The sequence below is a fragment of the Fontisubflavum oceani genome (assembly GCF_030407165.1).
GTDB classification, from domain to species: Bacteria; Pseudomonadota; Alphaproteobacteria; order Rhodobacterales; family Rhodobacteraceae; genus Rhodophyticola; species Rhodophyticola oceani.
Genome location: NZ_CP129111.1, coordinates 1,873,963 through 1,892,542, shown reverse-complemented (window position 1 = coordinate 1,892,542; position 18,580 = coordinate 1,873,963). Strand labels below are relative to the sequence as shown.

Here is an 18,580-nt window from a genome sequence, read left to right as displayed (position 1 = left end):
AATGAAAAACACTTTCGAAAAAATTGCAAATGCACATCAACCTGCTACAAATCTCCTCACGACGACGGAGGAGACCCGCACCATGTCCGATCAAAACCCACTGTTCATCCCCGGCCCGACCAACATGCCGGACCGTTTGCGCCACGCGATGCAGGTGCAGACTCGTGATCATCGCGCGCCAGATTTTGTCGAGACGTTGATGCCGGTCTTGGATGGCTGCAAAACCGTCTTCGGCACCACCGAGGGCCGCGTGATCACTTTCCCCGCATCGGGCACAGGTGGCTGGGAGGCCGCGATCACCAACACGCTCAGCCCCGGCGACACGGTCCTGATCGCGCGGTATGGCATGTTTAGCCATCGCTGGATCGACATGTGCCAACGCCATGGGTTGGATGTGCGGATCATTGAATGTGACTGGGGATCAGGCGCTCCTGCCGACAAGTTCGAGGAGGCCCTCAAAGCCGATAGCATTCATGCGATCAAAGCCGTGCTTGTCACCCACAACGAGACGGCCACAGGCGTGAAATCCGACATCGCCGCCGTCCGCGCCGCAATGGACAGCGCCTCTCACCCCGCGCTGCTCTTGGTCGATTGTGTCAGCTCGCTCGCCTCAATGCCGTTTGAGATGGACGCCTGGGGGGTCGATATCGCCGTCGCTGGCAGTCAAAAGGGCTTCATGCTGGCCACCGGTATGGCGATCTTGGCGGTCAGCCAGAAAGCCCTTGCGGCGATGGATGACGCAACGCTGCCGCGGACCTTCTTTGATTTCCGCGACATGTTGCAGGCCAACAGCACCGGGGGATTTCCCTATACGCCTCCGCTGCAACTGATCCATGGCATGCGCGAAAGCCTGTCGATGCTGTTCGAAGAGGGCCTGGACAATGTTTATGCCCGCCACCACCGCCTTGCCGAAGGCGTGCGCCAAGCCACCCGCGCCTGGGGATTGGACCTGGTCGCGCAATCGCCCGAGCTCCATTCCGACACGGTCAGTGCGATCTATGTGCCTGACGGGTTCGACAGCAACGTCCTGACCGACCATGCGTTCAACGCCTATGGGGTCAGCTTCGGCGTCGGCCTTGGGCAGATGAATGGCAAAGCCTTCCGTATCGGGCATCTGGGCGCCCTGACCGATGTGATGGTCTTGTCCGGCCTAGCCACGATCGAGATGGCGATGGCTGATCTCAACTATCCCATCGAGTTGGGCGACGGGGTGTCGGCGGCACAGGAGTATTTCCGGCAATCGTGGGACACCGCGCTGAAATCCGCCGCATGACAGGACGAGGAGACCGTAGAGATGACTGATCAACTGCCCCGTTTCGAAGATGTGGTTGCCGCGCATAAACGCATCGCGCCGTATATCCATCGCACGCCCGTCCTCACCTCAAGCTATTTCAACGAACTCACTGGTGCCGAACTGTTCTTCAAATGCGAGAACTTCCAAAAAGCCGGAGCGTTCAAGGTACGCGGCGCGTCAAATGCCGTGTTTGGGTTGGATGAGGCCCAAGCCGCGAAAGGCGTCGCCACGCATAGCTCCGGCAATCATGCGCTGTCGCTCAGCTATGCCGCCGGCCGCCGGGGGATCCCCTGCCATGTGGTGATGCCACGCACCGCCCCCGAGGCGAAAAAGGCCGCCGTGCGCGGCTATGGCGGCATCATCACCGAATGCGAACCCTCGACCAGCAGCCGCGAAGAGGTGTTCGCCAAGGTCCACGCCGAAACCGGCGCCGATTTCGTACACCCTTACAATGATCCGCGGGTCATTGCCGGGCAAGGCACCTGCTCGCGGGAACTGGTTGAGCAGGTCACCGATCTGGATGCGGTCATCGCGCCGATTGGCGGTGGCGGGATGATTTCAGGCTGCTGCCTGACCCTGTCGAATATCGCGCCGACGATCGAGATTTACGCAGCCGAGCCAGAGCAAGCTGACGATGCCTATCGGAGCTTCAAAGCCGGGCACATCATCGCCGATGACGCCCCGGTCACGATTGCCGATGGGCTGAAAGTGCCGCTGAAAGAGAACACCTGGCACTTTGTCAGCAATCACGTGACGGACATTCTGACAGCTTCCGAGCAAGAGATCATCGACGCGATGAAGCTGACTTGGCAGCGGATGAAGATCGTCATGGAGCCGAGCTGCGCAGTGCCGCTCGCGACGATCCTGAAGAACCCGGAGGTGTTCCGGGGTAAGCGTGTCGGTGTGATCATCACCGGCGGGAATGTGGATATGGACAAGTTGCCCTGGATGTTGGGCTGAGGAGGGTAAGATCATGAATACCAATGTGAAAATCGAAGAGCTTGAAGTCGGCTACGACATCCCTGCCGCAATCGGCATGGACGAAGCGGATATTCAAACGCCAAGCCTTTTGCTCGATCTGGATGCGCTGGAGCGCAACATCAAAAAGATGGGCGATTACGCCAAGGCGCATGGAATGCGGCACCGGGTGCATGGCAAAATGCACAAATCCGTCGATGTGGCGCAGTTGCAAGTCGACCTGGGCGGGCCTGCGGCGTCTGCTGTCAGAAAGTGTCTGAGGCGGAGGTTTTCGCCCGGGGCGGCATCAAGGATGTTCTGGTCTCCAACCAAGTGCGCGACCCTGCCAAGATCGACCGTCTGGCCCGGCTGCCCAAACTCGGCGCCCGCACGATCTGCTGCGTTGACGATCTGGCCAATGTTGCGGATTTGTCGGCGGCGGCCGTCAAGCACGGGACCGAGATCGAATGCCTGGTCGAGATCGACTGCGGCGCGGGCCGCTGCGGTGTGACGACAACGCCCGAGGTGGTCGAGATCGCCAAGGCGATCGACGCAGCCGACGGCCTGAAATTCGCGGGCATCCAAGCCTATCAGGGCGCCATGCAGCACATGGACAGCTATGACGACCGCAAAGCCAAGATCGATATCGCGGTGGCGATGGTGAAAGACGCGGTCGATACGCTGAAAGCCGATGGCATCGAATGCGATATCGTTGGCGGCGGCGGCACCGGATCTTACTATTTCGAAAGCAATTCGGGCGTTTACAATGAGCTGCAATGTGGCAGCTATGCGTTCATGGATGCCGATTACGGGCGTATCTTAGACCAAGAGGGCAAGCGCATTGACCAAGGTGAGTGGGAGAACGCTCTGTTCCTGCTGACCTCGGTGATGAGCCATGCCAAAGCCGACAAAGCCATCGTCGATGCCGGTCTCAAGGCGCAATCGGTGGATAGCGGGCTCCCCTTCGTTTTTGGGCGCACCGATGTCGAATACGTGAAATGTTCCGATGAACACGGCGTTGTTGCCGATCCGCAAGGCGTCCTCGGCATCAATGAAAAACTACGCCTCGTGCCCGGCCATTGTGACCCGACCTGCAACGTCCATGATTGGTATGTCGGCGTGCGTGGCGGCAAAGTGGAAACGCTCTGGCCGGTCTCGGCGCGCGGCAAAGCCTATTGAGACGACCCTCGAGGGGCGACGCTCTCTCCCCGCCCCTCTGTCGGCTGGCGCGTTCATGATCCGCGCCAGCCGCACACACTGCCTGTGACAGGAGCAAGACAATGAACGACATGACCCAGGCCCAAACCGATGGGCTGATCATCGTATCCGAGGAGATCTGTCAGCAGGTCATCGGACGCCAAGATGCCTTCGATGCGGTGGAGGCCGTCTTTGGCGCCATGGCCAAGGGCGACGCCTATAACTTCCCGGTGATCCGCGAGGCGATTGGCCATGCCGATGCGCTTTACGGCTTCAAGTCCGGGTTTGACCGGGCGGGGCTGGCCTTGGGGCTGAAATCCGGCGGTTATTGGCCTGGCAATGCCGATAAAGGCCTAACCAATCACCAATCGACGGTGTTTCTGTTCGACCCCGATACTGGCAAGCTGAAAGCGCTGGTGGGTGGCAATTATCTGACTGCGCTTAGAACGGCAGCTGCATCCTCAGTCTCGATTGCCCATCTTGCGCGAAAAGACGCCAAGGTCTTGGGCATGGTCGGCGCCGGTCATCAGTCGGCCTTCCAACTCCGCGCCGCCGCCGAGCAGCGTGATTTTGAGAAGGTCGTGGCCTGGAACCCGCATCCTGAGATGTTGCCGAAATTGGGCGAAGTTGCGACCCAGATCGGTCTGGAGTTCGAGGCCGTCGACCGGGATCAGTTGGGGGCCGAAGCCGATGTGATCATCACCATCACCTCGGCCTTCGAACCGCTCATGATGGCGTCCCAAATCAAACCCGGCACGCATATCGCCTGCATGGGCACCGATACGGTCGGCAAGCAAGAGGTCGATCCGGCGCTTCTGGCGGCGGCCACGGTCTTTACCGATGAAGTTGCGCAGTCCATCAGCCTGGGCGAGGCGCAGCATGCCATCGCGCAAGGCCTGATCGCCGAAGCGGACATCACGCCCATTGGCAATGTCATCAACAGCGCGCATCCGGGGCGGTCCAGCGCCGATGAAATCACGCTCTTCGATGGCACAGGCGTCGGGTTGCAAGACCTTGCGGTTGCCTCCGTCGCCGCCGATCTGGCAGCCAAGGCAGGAACCGCGACGCGCGTGGCGCTCTAGGCACGATGCTCCTTCCAAAGAAAAAGGCGCGCCAGGATCGGCGCGCCTTTTGTCTTTCTAGTCAGGTGGCCTAGTCCTGCGGCAGCACGCGCAGGCCCAGCTCCATCAACTGGTCACTGGTCGGGTCCGACGGCGCCTGCATCATCAGGTCTTCGGCACGCTGGTTCATCGGGAAGAGGATAACCTCCCGGATATTCGCGGTATCGGCCAGAAGCATCACGATCCGGTCGATCCCGGCGGCGCAACCGCCATGCGGCGGCGCGCCATATTGGAACGCGTTGACCAGGCCGCCAAAGCGGTTGCGCACCTCGTCTTCACCATATCCGGCCAGTTCAAACGCCTTGAACATGATCTCGGGCTTGTGGTTCCGGATCGCGCCCGAGACCAGCTCATAGCCGTTGCAGGCCAGGTCATATTGATACCCCAGCACCTCCAGCGGGTCGCCATCCAGCGCCGCCGCGCCGCCTTGCGGCATCGAGAACGGGTTATGCGAGAAATCGACCTTGCCGGTTTCCTCATCGGCCTCATAGAGCGGGAAATCGACGATCCAGGCAAAGGCGAAGCGGTTCTGTTCGGTCAGACCAAGCTCATCCCCGATCACCACCCGCGCCCGACCGGCGACACCCTCGAATTGCGACGGTTTACCGGCGAGGAAGAAGGCCGCATCGCCCACACCCAGCCCAAGCTGCTGCCGGATGGCTTCGGTGCGTTCCGGGCCGATGTTTTTGGCCAATGGGCCCGCGGCTTCCATGCCGTCGCCCTGGTCGCGCCAGAAGATATAGCCCATGCCCGGCAGGCCCTGCTCCTGGGCGAATCTGTTCATCCGGTCGCAGAACTTGCGGCTGCCGCCGGTCGGGGCCGGGATCGCGCGGACCTCGGTCCCCTCTTGTTCCAAGAGCTTGGCGAAGATCGCGAAGCCGGAACCGCGGAAATGGTCGCTGACCACCTGCATCTTGATCGGGTTGCGCAGGTCGGGCTTGTCAGTGCCATACCAGAGCGCCGCATCCTTGAAGGAGATCTGCGGCCATTCCTGATCGACCTTGGCCCCGTTGCCGAACTCTTCGAAAACGCCCGCAATCACGGGCTGGATCGTGTCAAACACATCCTGCTGTTCAACAAAGCTCATTTCCATGTCGAGCTGATAGAAGTCGGTCGGCGCGCGGTCGGCACGCGGGTCTTCGTCGCGGAAGCAGGGCGCGATCTGGAAATACTTGTCGAAGCCCGAAACCATCAGAAGCTGTTTGAACTGCTGCGGCGCCTGGGGCAGCGCGTAGAATTTGCCGGGATGCAGGCGCGAGGGCACCAGGAAGTCGCGCGCGCCTTCGGGGCTGGACGCGGTGATGATCGGTGTCTGGAACTCGCGGAAGTTGATCTCCCACATCCGGCGGCGCATGGAGGCCACCACATCAGAGCGGAGCTTCATACTCTCCTGCATCTTCTCGCGCCGCAGGTCGAGATAGCGGTATTGCAGGCGGGTTTCCTCTGGGTACTCCTGATCGCCAAACACCTGCAGCGGCAGGTCGCCCTCGATGCCGCCCAACACTTCCATATCGCGGATGAACACCTCGATCTCGCCGGTTGGCAGCTTTGTGTTGATCAGGCTCGCGTCACGGGCCTTCACCGTGCCGTCAATACGCACGCAGTATTCCGAGCGCAGTTTCTCGACCTCGTCGAACACCGGGCTGTCCGGGTCGCAGAGCACCTGCGTGATCCCGTAGTGGTCGCGCAGGTCGATAAAAACCACGCCGCCGTGATCTCGCCGCCGATGGACCCAACCCGAGAGGCGGACAGTCTCACCCACATGGGCGGCGTTCAATTCGGCGCAGGAATGGCTGCGATAGGCGTGCATCTGGGGCGTCCTTCGGGTGCGTTGAGCGTCGCGCCGATACACCTTGCGCAGGCGGCGAAGTCAACCCCGGCGACAGCCAAGCACATTGCGAATGGCATCGGCGGAAAACGGGGCGACGGCCCGGGCAGTCAAACCGCCATCTGCGGCAAGCACCGTCACGATCACTTGGGTCCAATCGGCATTGGCGGTGACGATCTCGGGGCCGTCGCCGCAATGGCGGATGCCGCCGGTGATGAAATCTTCGCCGATCCGGTGATTGGTCACGCCGCTGGCCGCCGCGATCTCCGTTAGGTCGCCGCCGCCCTGCCCGTCCGGGCGATAGGTCCAAATCCGCAAAGTGCGCGCCAGATGCGGCCGGTCGATATAGGCGATGTCTTGCAGCCCGTCGCCGTTCAGATCCGCCACGCCAATCGGGGCCAGCCAGCGATTGCGCCGCCCGATATAAGGCGTCGCCGCGATGAGTGCCAAAGACTCCCCGTCGCCCGCATCGCCATAGATCGCAAACTGCGCGCCCTGATCCCGGTGGCTGCGCACCACGATCACCTCGGCCGCCCCATCCCCGTCCAGGTCGCGCAGACGGGGCGCAAGATCTTCAAAAACATGGGCATCATCAAGCCGGACGGTGAGCACCGCGCAGCTATTGGCGGCTGTCGGGGATGAGACCCAAAGCTCACTCGCCTCGATCTGATCGCCGAGCACCCCATGGGCATAACGTGTTGTCGGACCGTCAAACCACGCGCGGTAAATCCCGGTGCCGTCATGTTCGACGACACTCTCGGGCATCTCGGTCATCGTATGGGGCGCGACAGTGCAGGCCAGCGACACGGCTGGCGCAAGCGCCAACCCGAGCCCCAAAAGCGCGCCCCGCAGCATCAGATTTGCTTCTCAGGCATTTGCACGACCAGCCCATCCAACTCGTCGGTCACCTTTACCTGGCAGGTCAGGCGCGAGCGCTCGGGGTTCGGCTCAAAGGCAAACTCCAGCATATCCTCTTCCATCGGGTCGACGGCTGGCAATTTCGCGACCCAATCGGGATGCACATAGACGTGGCACGTCGAACAGGCGCAGGCACCGCCGCAATCGGCCTCGATCCCCGGCACGTTGTTGTCGCGCGCGCCTTCCATCACGGTCAGCCCGTTGGCCACCTCCACCACATGCTCGGTGCCGTTATGTTCGATATAGGTGATCTTCGCCATGTCTTGCCTTTGTCGCTAGAAGCTCTGTTTCGCCTTAGGTAGCGACGTTGAGACGCCCTTTCCAGTCACAATCCACATGGGCCAGAACCAGCGGAACTGCGGCATAGCAGACGCAGTTGCAGGCCGCCGCAACGCGAGGTGCTTTCGCGGCGCGCCAAAACCAAGTAAATTGCCGCAAAACCGGATCAACCGGGCAGGAAAAATCGAGCTGTGACACCCCGTTTCTCCCTTCTGGGCCTTTTGGCTGTGGCTGCCTGCGGCGCTGTGGAAGCACCCGATATCACAGGGCTGATCGCGCCCAATACAGTGGAGGTCAGCCGCGGCATGGGCCCGCCCGGCGCCGACCCCAACGCTTGTTATGGCCGCGAAACGACGCCCGCCGTGATCGAAACGGTCACCGATCAGGTGATGCTGCAACCGCCAGAGATCAACAGCGCCGGTCAGGTCTTGCAACCCGCCGTGTTCATGACCGAAACCCGGCAGCAGATCGTGCAGGGCGGCGCGAGTTATGGTTTGAGACCCCCTGCCAAGCCGAGATCCGCGACCCGGATTTCATCGCCAGCTTGCAACGGGCCTTGGCGGCGCGCGATCTTTATCGGGGCCCGGCAAACGGTGTCATGGACGCACGCACCCGGCGCGCCATTCGTGCCTTCCAAGAGCCGCAGGGGCTGAACAGCCCAATCCTGTCCATGGCCGCCGCCCGGCAATTGGGTCTGGTGGTCTGGGATCCGGTGGCTGCCGCTGGTGGCGCGACCGGCGGATAGAAAACCCCTTCGCGGATCGCTCCACGAAGGGTGTGTTTGGATACGAGGCTGGCGCGAGACCGCTAGCCGTCTTCGAGGCTCAACGCCACGAAACGTGGGTTACCATCGCGGCGGATCAGCAGCAGGATGCTTTTCTGCCCGGCATCTTCGGCCTCGCTGACCCGGGTTTCGAAATCACTCACCTCGCTGACCGGCTGTTGGCCCACTTCGGTGATCACATCGCCCGGCATCAAGCCTTTGGTGGCCGCGTCACTTTCGGGCTCGACGCTTTCAATCACCAAGCCACCTTGGACATTCTGCGCATTCAGCTCCTCACGGCGCTCATCGGTCAGAGGCATCAGCGACATGCCCAGAACATCCCCACCAGACGGCGTTGCCGGCGGTTGCCCGGGGATCGTCGGGCTCGCCCCTTCCGCGGTTTCCCGGCGGCCAAGCGTCACCCGCAAGGTTTGCGTTGAGCCATCGCGGAACACCAACATACGCACGGTCTCGCCCACGGGCGCATTGCCCACATTGCGTACCAACTCGCGGGTATCTTGGACATCGACCCCATCAAACGCGAGGATCACATCGCCCACTTCGACACCGGCTTCCATCGCCGGACCGTCCGGCACATCGGTGACGAGCGCGCCACGCGGCTCATCAAGGCCCAAGCCCTCTGCGATATCTGGGGACACGTCCTGAATCCGCACGCCGAGCCAACCGCGACGGGTCTCGCCAAACTCCTGCAACTGATCCACCACACGCGTGACCACGGCCGAAGACATCGCAAAGCCGATCCCGATCGAGCCGCCATTGGGCGACAAGATCGCAGTGTTCACACCAATCACTTCGCCATCAAGGTTGAACAGCGGGCCGCCCGAGTTGCCGCGGTTGATGGCGGCATCGGTCTGAATGAAGTCGTCATAACTACCGGACAACGCGCGTTCGCGCGCCGAAACGATGCCGACAGATACCGAGAAGCCCTGACCAAGCGGGTTGCCCATCGCCATCACCCAATCGCCGACGCGCATCACATCGCTGTCGCCAAAGGGTACGAAGAGCAGAGGCTCATCGGGTTCCACTTTCAGAACCGCGATATCGGTGTTGGGGTCGGTACCGATCACCTCGGCGGGCAGCTCAAAGCCACCCCGAAACTCGATCAAAATCTCGTCGGCGCCTTCGATCACATGGTTGTTGGTGACGATATAGCCGTCTTCGGAAATCACGAAACCGGAACCAAGCGCTTGGCTCCGGCGCGGGGCTTCATCGGAACGGTTGTTGCGGTCCATGAAATCGTTGAAGAAATCCTCCAACGGCGAACCTTCCGGCACCATCGGCTGCGGCCCTGTCCGGCCTGCGACCACGGAGGAGGTTGTGATATTCACGACCGCGTCGCCGACCTGATCGACCAAATCGGCGAAGGTGGCCGGGCGGTTGGCCTGAGCATTGGCGGGCGCGATGCTGGCCATGACGGCCAGAATGGCCATCGCCAAAATCATCGCCATCATCGACACACGATAAACCAGGCTCCGATCCTGGTGGGCGCGAAGGGCCAGGGCACGGGCCTTTGAGCGTTGATGAGCCTGCGGGATGTTCACGGATCGTCCTCCTGTCAGCGTGTTGCGGGCGTCACCCGCATCTTGGCGTATAATATTTGGCCGATTAGGCGCATTATCAACCGCGCATGCGCCGCAAAGCGATCAGATAACCGTCAGCAACCTGTAACATAGGCGTGACGGGAGCTTGCCACCGGTCGCGCGACCGGGCAACGGCGGTTTTCCTGACCTCAGGCCCCAATCGGCGTCAAAGGCTTGCAGCCCAAGAGATCAACACGGCCCCAAAAACGATAGCGGCAAAGCCGATCATCCGGCGCGTTTCCACCGGGATTTGCGTCAAGACGCGCAGCAGGTCCTCCAGACGCGAAGGGGCCAGTGCGAACACCAGCCCCTCAATCACGAGAACCATGCCGACCCCCAATAGGATCGTTGTCAGCATCGGACCCTCTTTATTGCGCAGCCGGGGCGATCGTTCCGGCGGAGCCGCCCAGATATTCGAAGAACTCGCTATCGGGGCTGATCACCATGGTCGAGTTCTGCTGCCGCAGCGCCCGCTCATAGGCGGTCATTGAGCGATAGAATTCGAAGAACTCAGCGTCTTGCCCGAAGGCCTCGGCGAAAATCCGGTTCCGTTCGGCATCGGCCTCACCACGGATAATCTCCGCTTCCCGGTTGGCGTCGGAGACCAGCTCAACCACGGTCCGGTCAGCTTGCGCCCGAACCCGCTGCGCGGCCTCTTCACCGCGGGCGCGTTCATCGGTCGCTTCCCGCTGCCGTTCGGCCTCCATCCGAGAGAAGGTCGCTTGCAAGTTCTGCTGCGGCAGCGCGGTTTGCTTCAAACGCACATCGAGCACTTCCAGACCAAGCGGGATCGCCCGAGCGCGGGCTTGCGTGGTGATCCGCGCCATCAGTTCGGCCCGATCCGCGGACAGGATCGTGTTCGAGGTCACACCATCCGAACCCAGAACCGCCCGAATTTGCGGATTGAGAATAGTTTCCAACCGATCCTCGGCCGTCCGCATGCCCCCGTCCCCGCCGCTTGGCGGAACTGCACCACATCGGTGATCCGGTACCGGGCGAAAGCATCGACCACCAGACGCCGGTCATCCGACGGCGTTACCTCGATCTCCGCGGTGTCGATCGAGAGGATACGGTCATCGTAATAGACCACCTCTTGAATGAACGGGATCTTGAAGTTCAGGCCCGGCTCTTCAATCACCTGGCGGATTTGGCCGAACTGCAGAACCAGGGCCCGCTGACGTTCATCCACGATGAAGATCGAACTGAGCAAACCCACCACAGCAACGATGATGACGGGCAGGATATAGATCATACGGTTCATCAGTTGCTGCTCCCCGTGGTGCTGGCCGTGCCGGGGGCGCGGCGGAGTTCGTTCAAAGGCAGATATGGCACGACGCCATTGCCACCGCCCTCGCCTTGGCTGTCGAGGATCACCAGATCCACGTCGCCGAGAACCCGCTCCATCGTTTCAAGATAGAGCCTGCGGCGGGTCACGTCCGGGGCCTCCCGGTATTCGTTGAGAACCGCGAGGAAACGGCTGGCTTCACCTTCGGCTTCGTTCACGACCTGCGCGCGGTAGCCTTCGGCCTGTTCCAGCACCTGCGCGGCTTCACCCCGGGCGCCGGCGAGCACTTGGTTGGCGTAAGCATCGGCGCGGCGTTCCAACTGGTCCCGCTCTTGTTCAGCGGCCTGAACGTCACGGAAGGCGTCGATCACTTCGTTGGGCGGGTCGGCCCGGTCGAGATTGAGACGCACAATGTTGATACCAGATTCATAGCTGTCGAGCGTGCTCTGGATCAGTTCGCGCACGGTATCGGCAATGATCTCCCGATCCCGGTTCAGAATGGGCGCCAGTTGCGACGCGGCGATCACTTCGCGCATCGCCGATTCCGACACCGCGCGCACGGTGGCGTCCGGATCGCGGAGGTTAAAGAGGAACAAAGCCGGATCGTTGATGTTCCACACCACTTCGAAATCGATATCGACGATGTTTTCATCCGTGGTCAGCATCAAACCCGCATCCGACGTGCCGGACCGGGCGGTGCCGATCGGCTCGGAGCGTTCTGACGTGACCGCGATCACTTCGGCTGTCACCAGCGGCCAGGGCGCGAAGTTCAGGCCGGATTCACCGATGGAGGAGAACTCGCCCAGGAAAAGCTCGACCGACTGCTCTTCGGGCCGAACCGTGTAGAACGAGGCATAGAGCCAGAGACCGATAAGAGCCAAAACACCAATTGCCGCCGAGCCGGGGGTCAGGCGCGGCCCATCGCCGCCACCGGTCCCATTGCCGCGGCCTTTGCCACCGCGTCCGCCCATCAGGACGCGCAATTGCTCTTGGCCTTTGCGGACGATCTCGTCGATCTCTGGGATCTGCTGGCCGTCACCGCCTTGGCCGGGTCTGCGCCCGCCACCTCGGTTGCCATCGTCACCGCCGCGGTTTCCACCACCGCCGCCAGAGCCGCCTCCGCCGCCCCAGGGACCGCCATTATTGCCAGCCATTGATGCCTATTCCCCTCATCATCGCGTCTGTTGCCTGTCTATATGGGGCCTCTTACCCCGATATGCACGGGCAACCTGTGCGTTTTCCAATCGATTTCAAGCCACCCGCATGGGTGTTTTCATCGTCACAAGCTCTTCGGACATTGTTGGGTGTACCGCAACCGTCCGGTCGAAGTCTTCCTTCGTCGCGCCCATTTTAACTGCAATGCCAGCCAGTTGGATCATTTCCCCCGCGCCCGGCGCGACGATATGACAGCCCAAGACCTTACGGCTTTCCTTCGCGACAACCAGCTTCATCAAAACCCGATCCGTGCGCCCGGCAAAGGCCGATTGCATCGGTCGGAACGAGGTGCAGTAGATCTCCACCGGTTCCTGCTCGCGCGCTTCTTCTTCGGTCAGGCCGATGGTGCCCAATTCCGGCTGCGTGAAGATCGCGGACGGGATCAAGTCGTGATCAATCGGCGTCGGGTTGCCTTTGAACACGGTCTCGACAAAGGCCATGCCTTCGCGGATCGCCACCGGCGTCAGTTGCACCCGGTTCGTCACGTCGCCAATTGCGTAGATCGATGGCACCGCCGTTTGGCTATATTCATCAACGACAATCTCGCCGCGACGCCCAACCTCGACCCCGATCTCTTCCAGACCCATATCGGCCGTATTCGGGTTCCGCCCCGTAGCGAACAAGACGGCATCATAAACCGCCTCAGTGCCGTTCGTTGCTTTAACCCAGACCGGCCCACCAGACCCGCTCGTGGCTTGCGCCGCATGTTCCGCCACGGGCGCGCCCATGGCTGCATCGGTGCCGGTGCTTGTATTCGGAATGGTGTGATCTGCGCTCGCCTCGGCCATATCGACGATATTGGTGCCAAGGTGCAGATTAATGCCCTTCTCGCGCATCATCTCGGCCACCAACCCACGCGCCTCGTCGTCGAAGCCGCGCAGGATCTGCGCCCCGCGATAGAATTGCGTCACCTCAACACCGAGCCCATTCATGATGCAGGCGAATTCGCAGGCGATATAGCCACCGCCGATGATCAGCAGACGTTTGGGCAGTTCGGGCAGATGGAAAATGTCGTCAGAAACGATCCCCAGATGCGCGTTTGGCATGTCGGGCCGCACGGGCCGACCGCCGGTTGCCACCAGGATATGCTTCGCCGTCTTCTGCGTCCCATCGGCAAGCTCAACCGTATGGGCATCGGCAAGCCGCGCACGGCTGTCGAAAATCTCGACATTAGAGCCATCCAGAAGGCTGCGGTAAACGCCTTCAAGACGGTCTAACTCGATGTTCAGATGGCCGGAGAACGCGTTCCAGTCAAACGCACCATCCTCCACGTCCCAGCCATAGCTGCGCGCATCCTCGAAGCTCTCGTGATAGCTCGACGCAAAGACCATCAGCTTTTTCGGTACGCAGCCCCGGATCACGCAGGTGCCGCCCATCCGGCTGCTCTCCGCAATCGCAACTTTTGCGCCTTCGGCGGCGGCCACGCGTGCCGCCCGCACCCCGCCGGACCCGCCGCCAATGACGAAGAGGTCGTAATCAAATGCCATCAAAAAAACCCTTCCTAAGCGCCTAATCGGCGGTATCGACAAACAAGTTGTCCGTGTCGATGATTTCGATGCGCTCATGCTCCACCGTGCCATTGTTGATGTCGCGCACTTCCACCGTTCCATCGGTATTGCCGATCACCACGATGTCGCAGATATCGAGGAACAATCCGTTTTCAACCACGCCCGGGATCTGGTTCAAGATCAGGCTCAACTGCTGCGGGTTGGCGATCCGGCGCAGATGCAGGTCGAGGATATAGTTGCCCTCATCGGTGCGGAACGGCTCATTCACGTTCAACCGCAACGAGGATGTGCGCCCCAAAACATCAACATTTGAAAGCATTTCTTCGACCAATGCCTTGGTCGTCTGCCAGCCAAAGGGGATCACCTCGATCGGCAGAGGGAAATTGCCAAGCACATCGACCTGCTTCGTTGGGTCGGCGATCACCACCATCTGATCCGACGCGGTGGCCACGATCTTTTCCTGCAACAGCGCCCCACCACCACCTTTGATCAGGTTCAGGTTCGGGTCATATTCATCCGCGCCATCAATCGTCAGATCAAGCCATTTGACCTCATCCAAAGTCTTGATCGGCACACCGACCTGACGCGCCAACTCGGCGGTTCGGGTCGAGGTCGCAACGCCGGTGACCTTGATGCCATCCTCGCGCACCACCTCACCGAGGCACCGCACCATCCAGGCCGCCGTCGATCCGGTGCCCAGCCCCACGCGCATCCCGTCTTCAACATAGTCAACCGCGCGCTTGGCCGCCACGAATTTGGCGCGATCTATGGGCGAAAGCTCCGCCGTCATGGAGATATCCGTCTTGTTGTGTCAGAAGCTGTTTATAGAAGCCCGCGCGTCGGCGCGAGAGGAAATGGGCCTAAATCAGCGCCGAAATCGCGGCATCAAGAGCGGTCCGGGGCAGGATCACCAACATCCCCGGCCCATCGAATGTCATCTCGACCCGTTTGGTCACCGCTTCGTTCGATGTGCCGATCTGCGCGAGTGGATGAAAATCGATTGGCGCGATGGGCCATCTCAGACCCACAGATGTCCCGCGCAGCTTCGCCAGCGGGAAAAGCGAGACCCGCATGCCAACGTCCAAATCCAGGCTGATCTTCGGCGGCGCATGGAACACGATATCCTCAGAGCCGATGACAATGCAGGGTTTGTCGCTTCGGGTGATCAGAGTGTGATAGGCAGCCAATTCGTGATCGACCCGGCGACCGGTAAACCCGACAGCCAAAACCGCCGGTGCCGCGATGCTGCGCAAGGCTTTGTCAAAATCGGTGCTGCTTTGTTCGTCGATTTGGTGAATAGTGCTCGGGTTCAACGCGTCACGCGCCTCAGGCGAGAGCGAATCCAAGTCACCGATTACGGCGGTGGGCCGGTGACCAAGCGCCAACGCAACATCTGCGCCGCCATCGGCCGCAACCAAGACCGGCGCGCGTTGCAACGCATCGGCAAGGTCAGCGGGGTCATGCTCCCCGCCGCCCAATAATGTCACCAATGTGTCAACGCGGACAATCATGGGGAGATTTGGCAAATTGTTGCCTTCTTTGAAGCTAAAGATCACCGAATGGCCCAATTGCCGTCCCGTTTCGTTGGAATCAGTTTGTTACACCTTTCCGCAAGATGGTAAATTCCGGTGGCACGCCGGACGAGCAGAGTGAAGATGACCCATGGCTGATCCAAATAAGATTCTTACCGTTTCTTACGGCACATTCTCCTGCACCCTCGAAGGCTTCGAAGATCCGTTCTCGGCCATGAAAGGTATTGCAGAGTATTTCCGTGATTTGGCGGCAGAGGATCGGTATTTTGGCGCCGAGCCCCCCACCCCAGATGCCGAGATGCTGCAACGGATCACCGAAGATGCGATCCAGCGTCGCGTCGAAGCGCGGGTGTCCGATGCCGGCATGATCATGCGTCCGCAAATCGAAGACGCCGCCGAAGTCGGCTCTATTGACTTGGAAGAGCCCGCGCAGGAAGACGACGCGCCGGAGGCCACAGGACCCGAGACAGCGGTTGAAGAGGTCGAGGCTGTTACGGAAGACGGTGAAGTTGAAGCCGTCGCCGAAGAGGCCATAGCCGAAACTGACGTTGAGCAGGCCGAAGCCGCTATTGCTGAGGATGTTAGCGTTCAGGAAATGCCGACTGCCGAGGCCGAGGGCGTTGAGGACATTGCCGTTGCCGAGGCGGTTGAGGACGTCCCTACCGAAAACGCTCCCGCCGACCCAACTGAAGAGGACGACGAGAGCTTGATCGCGGCTGTCTCGGCTGAGCCGGAGACCGAAGACACAGACTTCGAAGAAGCGCTTATCGAGACGCTGTCGGAAGAGCCCGAAGACGGTGCAGATATCGCTGCCTTCTTTGCAGAGACTGACGCCGACAATCATAGCACGCTCGAAGATGACAACTTCTTCGCCGCTGAGCCGGCGCTCGACCCCGATAGCGTTGCTGCGAAACTGGCGCGCATTCGTCAGGTTGTCGCCGAAGAAGAAGCCGAGGACGAAGCTAACGCGCCCGAGGCCTTCACCGAAGACCAACATGCATCGGCAGAACCAGAAATGGACGCAGACGCCGAGATGCCTCTGGAAGACGCGGGACTTGCGGATCTAGTCGAGGCCGAGACCGAAGAAGATTCAGCATCAGATTTTTCGCAGACCCTGGCCGAACCCGACCCGGACGCCACTGAAGACCACCTCGAAGAGGCCCCTTCGCTCGACGACGGGCCGTCGGTCGTCGAGACAGTGGAAGAGGCCTCGGCCGAGGACACAATCGCGGCGGCAATGGCCGAAATCGCGGAGTTGGACACCGATGCGAATGCCGAAGCAGCAGCCGAAGCCTCGGCTGAGGCTGACATCGAAGACGCTGCAATTTCAGAGATGGAAAGCGAAGCGGAATCCGAACCGGCAACCGCCGATGTGATGGTTTTGCATGGCGCCGATGACGATATGTCGGCTGGCGATGCAGAGGCCCAACTGAGCGCGGAGGCGGAAGCCGAACTGCAAGCGGAGTTGGCCGCCATCGCAACCGAGCGTGAGGCGCAACAAACGACACGGGATACTCGCAGCCATCAATTGCTCAATCCGAACAACGCAGACGCCGCCGAGGCGGATATCGATCGCTTGTTCGAAGCCACAAACAGCCGTCTCGAAACCAACGAGACCAGCCGCCGTCGCGCCAATATCGAACACCTGAAGGCAGCCGTTGCCGCGCGCAGCGCCGAGGACGAACTGGGCGGCAACCCCGCCGATGGCGATGGCGACGATACGGCCGATTATCGCGACGATCTGGCCCGCGTTATGCGCCCCCGTCGTGTGCGGGTGGATGTCAGCCGCAGGAACCGCACCGAAACCCGTCCAACCCCTCTGGTGTTGGTTTCCGAACAGCGGGTTGATGGCGAAACGCCGGCTCAAAACGATGAGGCACCGATCGCGCCTGTGCGGCCACGCCGCGTGCGGTCAAGTGGCTTGGCACTGGCAGAACAAGCTGAGACGGAGATGGCCGCGCCACGCCCACTGGACGCGACCGAACGCCCGGTATCGGAGCCGACCGCCGAATTCGCGCAAGATGCGCCTTCGATAGAGCGTGCCGATTTGCCCGAAAGCGCCGATGTTGTGACCGAAGCCTTTCGGTCGGCGGATCAGATTGAAGCCGAAACACCCCCTGCCCCGCGCAAGGTCGCGCGCGGCCTGGCCGATTTGGCCGCGCGGGCGGGTCAAATGATGGGTGTAGCCGGATCGCGCCGCGATGATGCCGCCCAGTCGGATGACGCTGACCGGGCGATTGAAACCGCGACCGAACGGACCGCTGATTTGACCGAAGAACTGAGCGCATTGGCCGATGCATCCGCCGCGTTCGAACCGATGCCGGAGATCGAAACGCCAGAACCGGTCGCCACCGACTTACCGACAGTCGATGCCGAGCCGGAAGCGCTTGAGTTGAATGCTGGTTCTGAGATTGAACTCGAAGCGGTCGCGGAACCCGCCGTGGATGAGATCGACACGCCTGCAGCGGACGCTGCACAAGGCAGCATCGATACGTCCACCGGGTTTGGCGCTTATTTGGCGCAGAAAGACCATGAGACAATGGAAGACCAGATGGAACTGGCCGCCGCCTACGCCATGCATGAAGAGGATCGCGCGGTGTTTAGCCGTCCGCATATTCTACGCCATCTGGAAGCGGCCAATGGCGGCAATCTCGACCGTGAAGACGGGTTGAGAGCTTTTGGCATCCTGCTCCGTGAAGGGATTATTGAGAAGATTGCGCGCGGCGAGTTTAAACTGACCCGCCGGTCGCGCTACTACCGCGGTTAAGCCCGCTCCCTCAACGTCAAAGGCCGTGCTTCCAACCTGGAGCGCGGCCTTTTTCGTTTTGAGACAGTTGCTCAGCGATCCTCGTCCGAAGAGGCATCCGGATCGGCCTGGCCCACGCCTTTAAACACGGCCTTGAACGGCAGGGCCCAAAGGATCCCCAAAACCACGTAGATCGCCAACTCCAGAAAGATCGATGGCCGCTCAAAAAGGCTGACCAGGAACCACGCCAGTCCGATATAGACCGGCAGGCCGACCAGCAAGATCAGAAGCGACAGCCGCCGCCGGGTTTTGTAGCTCAGCGCCATTTCAGGCCCC

16 protein-coding genes and 2 pseudogenes are annotated in these 18,580 nt (G+C 61.1%); 6 read left to right on the top strand and 12 right to left on the bottom strand.

Features of this window, described 5'->3' with window-relative positions; all coding sequences use genetic code 11:
- The first annotated feature begins 82 nt into the window (after positions 1 to 82).
- From bhcA to bhcD, 4 genes and pseudogenes are all read left to right on the top strand, one after another.
- Positions 83 to 1,273 (top strand): L-aspartate--glyoxylate aminotransferase BhcA, encoded by a 1,191-nt coding sequence (bhcA, locus tag QTA57_RS09800; protein WP_290151260.1) that lies wholly within the window; start codon positions 83 to 85, stop codon positions 1,271 to 1,273.
- Between the two features lie 21 nt (positions 1,274 to 1,294).
- Positions 1,295 to 2,254 carry a beta-hydroxyaspartate dehydratase BhcB gene (gene bhcB, locus QTA57_RS09795; RefSeq protein ID WP_290151259.1) on the top strand — a complete coding sequence of 320 codons (960 nt, stop codon included), beginning with the start codon at positions 1,295 to 1,297 and terminating at the stop codon, positions 2,252 to 2,254.
- A gap of 13 nt (positions 2,255 to 2,267) precedes the next feature.
- Positions 2,268 to 3,430 (top strand): annotated as a pseudogene (gene bhcC / locus QTA57_RS09790) (3-hydroxy-D-aspartate aldolase BhcC).
- 134 nt (positions 3,431 to 3,564) lie between these two features.
- A complete protein-coding gene (gene bhcD, locus QTA57_RS09785; RefSeq protein WP_456237564.1) occupies positions 3,565 to 4,530 on the top strand; it encodes an iminosuccinate reductase BhcD in 966 nt (321 codons plus the stop codon).
- Positions 4,531 to 4,600: 70 nt separating this feature from the next.
- On the opposite strand, the gene aspS is transcribed toward bhcD, so the two are convergent.
- The 4 genes from aspS to QTA57_RS09765 are packed head-to-tail and all read right to left on the bottom strand — an operon-like array spanning position 4,601 to position 7,792.
- Positions 4,601 to 6,379 (bottom strand): aspartate--tRNA ligase, encoded by a 1,779-nt coding sequence (aspS, locus tag QTA57_RS09780; protein WP_290151258.1) that lies wholly within the window; start codon positions 6,377 to 6,379, stop codon positions 4,601 to 4,603.
- A 60-nt stretch (positions 6,380 to 6,439) separates the two neighbouring features.
- Positions 6,440 to 7,252 carry an FG-GAP repeat domain-containing protein gene (locus QTA57_RS09775; RefSeq protein WP_290151257.1) on the bottom strand — a complete coding sequence of 271 codons (813 nt, stop codon included), beginning with the start codon at positions 7,250 to 7,252 and terminating at the stop codon, positions 6,440 to 6,442.
- Positions 7,252 to 7,575 carry a 2Fe-2S iron-sulfur cluster-binding protein gene (locus tag QTA57_RS09770; protein ID WP_171561834.1) on the bottom strand — a complete coding sequence of 108 codons (324 nt, stop codon included), beginning with the start codon at positions 7,573 to 7,575 and terminating at the stop codon, positions 7,252 to 7,254. The genes QTA57_RS09775 and QTA57_RS09770 overlap by 1 nt, the downstream gene beginning before the upstream one ends.
- Positions 7,576 to 7,609: 34 nt before the next feature.
- Positions 7,610 to 7,792 carry a hypothetical protein gene (locus QTA57_RS09765; RefSeq protein WP_290151256.1) on the bottom strand — a complete coding sequence of 61 codons (183 nt, stop codon included), beginning with the start codon at positions 7,790 to 7,792 and terminating at the stop codon, positions 7,610 to 7,612.
- Between the two features lie 136 nt (positions 7,793 to 7,928).
- Between QTA57_RS09765 and QTA57_RS09760 the strand changes: the two genes are divergently transcribed.
- Positions 7,929 to 8,339, top strand: coding sequence for a peptidoglycan-binding domain-containing protein (locus QTA57_RS09760; protein ID WP_330696677.1), 411 nt, complete (start codon positions 7,929 to 7,931; stop codon positions 8,337 to 8,339).
- Positions 8,340 to 8,401: 62 nt separating this feature from the next.
- Here the strand turns inward: QTA57_RS09760 and QTA57_RS09755 are convergent, their stop codons facing one another.
- From QTA57_RS09755 to QTA57_RS09725, 7 genes and pseudogenes are all read right to left on the bottom strand, one after another.
- Entirely contained in the window at positions 8,402 to 9,829 is a 1,428-nt protein-coding gene (locus QTA57_RS09755; protein ID WP_407933511.1) for a Do family serine endopeptidase, read from the bottom strand.
- 295 nt (positions 9,830 to 10,124) lie between these two features.
- Positions 10,125 to 10,316, bottom strand: a complete 192-nt coding sequence (locus QTA57_RS09750) for a DUF2065 domain-containing protein (protein ID WP_171561831.1) — start codon at positions 10,314 to 10,316, stop codon at positions 10,125 to 10,127.
- 10 nt (positions 10,317 to 10,326) lie between these two features.
- Positions 10,327 to 11,219: pseudogene (gene hflC, locus QTA57_RS09745) on the bottom strand (protease modulator HflC).
- Positions 11,219 to 12,397, bottom strand: coding sequence for an FtsH protease activity modulator HflK (gene hflK / locus QTA57_RS09740; protein WP_171561826.1), 1,179 nt, complete (start codon positions 12,395 to 12,397; stop codon positions 11,219 to 11,221). The pseudogene hflC and the gene hflK overlap by 1 nt, the downstream one beginning before the upstream one ends.
- Positions 12,398 to 12,493: 96 nt before the next feature.
- Positions 12,494 to 13,945: an FAD-dependent oxidoreductase gene (locus tag QTA57_RS09735; protein WP_290151254.1), complete on the bottom strand. Its 1,452-nt coding sequence runs from the start codon at positions 13,943 to 13,945 to the stop codon at positions 12,494 to 12,496.
- Positions 13,946 to 13,967: 22 nt separating this feature from the next.
- Entirely contained in the window at positions 13,968 to 14,756 is a 789-nt protein-coding gene (gene rpiA, locus QTA57_RS09730) for a ribose-5-phosphate isomerase RpiA (RefSeq protein WP_171561820.1), read from the bottom strand.
- Between the two features lie 70 nt (positions 14,757 to 14,826).
- Positions 14,827 to 15,477 carry a thiamine diphosphokinase gene (locus QTA57_RS09725; RefSeq protein WP_290151253.1) on the bottom strand — a complete coding sequence of 217 codons (651 nt, stop codon included), beginning with the start codon at positions 15,475 to 15,477 and terminating at the stop codon, positions 14,827 to 14,829.
- A gap of 151 nt (positions 15,478 to 15,628) precedes the next feature.
- On the opposite strand from QTA57_RS09725, the gene QTA57_RS09720 reads away from it, so the two are divergent.
- Complete coding sequence (locus QTA57_RS09720; RefSeq protein WP_290151252.1) at positions 15,629 to 18,265, top strand: hypothetical protein; 2,637 nt, start codon at positions 15,629 to 15,631, stop codon at positions 18,263 to 18,265.
- A 71-nt stretch (positions 18,266 to 18,336) separates the two neighbouring features.
- Here QTA57_RS09720 and QTA57_RS09715 read toward each other — a convergent pair whose 3' ends face one another.
- Positions 18,337 to 18,570, bottom strand: a complete 234-nt coding sequence (locus tag QTA57_RS09715) for a DUF2842 domain-containing protein (RefSeq protein WP_145216373.1) — start codon at positions 18,568 to 18,570, stop codon at positions 18,337 to 18,339.
- Positions 18,571 to 18,580: the final 10 nt, after the last annotated feature.

Bases quoted from the DNA above. Each gene is read 5' to 3' on its own strand.
- QTA57_RS09735 (WP_290151254.1), bottom strand. From the start codon at position 13,945: ATGGCATTTGATTACGACCTCTTCGTCATTGGCGGCGGGTCCGGCGGG.
- QTA57_RS09755 (WP_407933511.1), bottom strand. From the start codon at position 9,829: ATGATGGCGATGATTTTGGCGATGGCCATTCTGGCCGTCATGGCCAGC.
- QTA57_RS09750 (WP_171561831.1), bottom strand. From the start codon at position 10,316: ATGCTGACAACGATCCTATTGGGGGTCGGCATGGTTCTCGTGATTGAG.
- QTA57_RS09715 (WP_145216373.1), bottom strand. From the start codon at position 18,570: ATGGCGCTGAGCTACAAAACCCGGCGGCGGCTGTCGCTTCTGATCTTG.
- QTA57_RS09720 (WP_290151252.1), top strand. From the start codon at position 15,629: ATGGCTGATCCAAATAAGATTCTTACCGTTTCTTACGGCACATTCTCC.
- QTA57_RS09775 (WP_290151257.1), bottom strand. From the start codon at position 7,252: ATGCTGCGGGGCGCGCTTTTGGGGCTCGGGTTGGCGCTTGCGCCAGCC.
- aspS (WP_290151258.1), bottom strand. From the start codon at position 6,379: ATGCACGCCTATCGCAGCCATTCCTGCGCCGAATTGAACGCCGCCCAT.
- bhcA (WP_290151260.1), top strand. From the start codon at position 83: ATGTCCGATCAAAACCCACTGTTCATCCCCGGCCCGACCAACATGCCG.
- QTA57_RS09770 (WP_171561834.1), bottom strand. From the start codon at position 7,575: ATGGCGAAGATCACCTATATCGAACATAACGGCACCGAGCATGTGGTG.
- rpiA (WP_171561820.1), bottom strand. From the start codon at position 14,756: ATGACGGCGGAGCTTTCGCCCATAGATCGCGCCAAATTCGTGGCGGCC.
- hflK (WP_171561826.1), bottom strand. From the start codon at position 12,397: ATGGCTGGCAATAATGGCGGTCCCTGGGGCGGCGGAGGCGGCTCTGGC.
- QTA57_RS09725 (WP_290151253.1), bottom strand. From the start codon at position 15,477: ATGATTGTCCGCGTTGACACATTGGTGACATTATTGGGCGGCGGGGAG.
- bhcB (WP_290151259.1), top strand. From the start codon at position 1,295: ATGACTGATCAACTGCCCCGTTTCGAAGATGTGGTTGCCGCGCATAAA.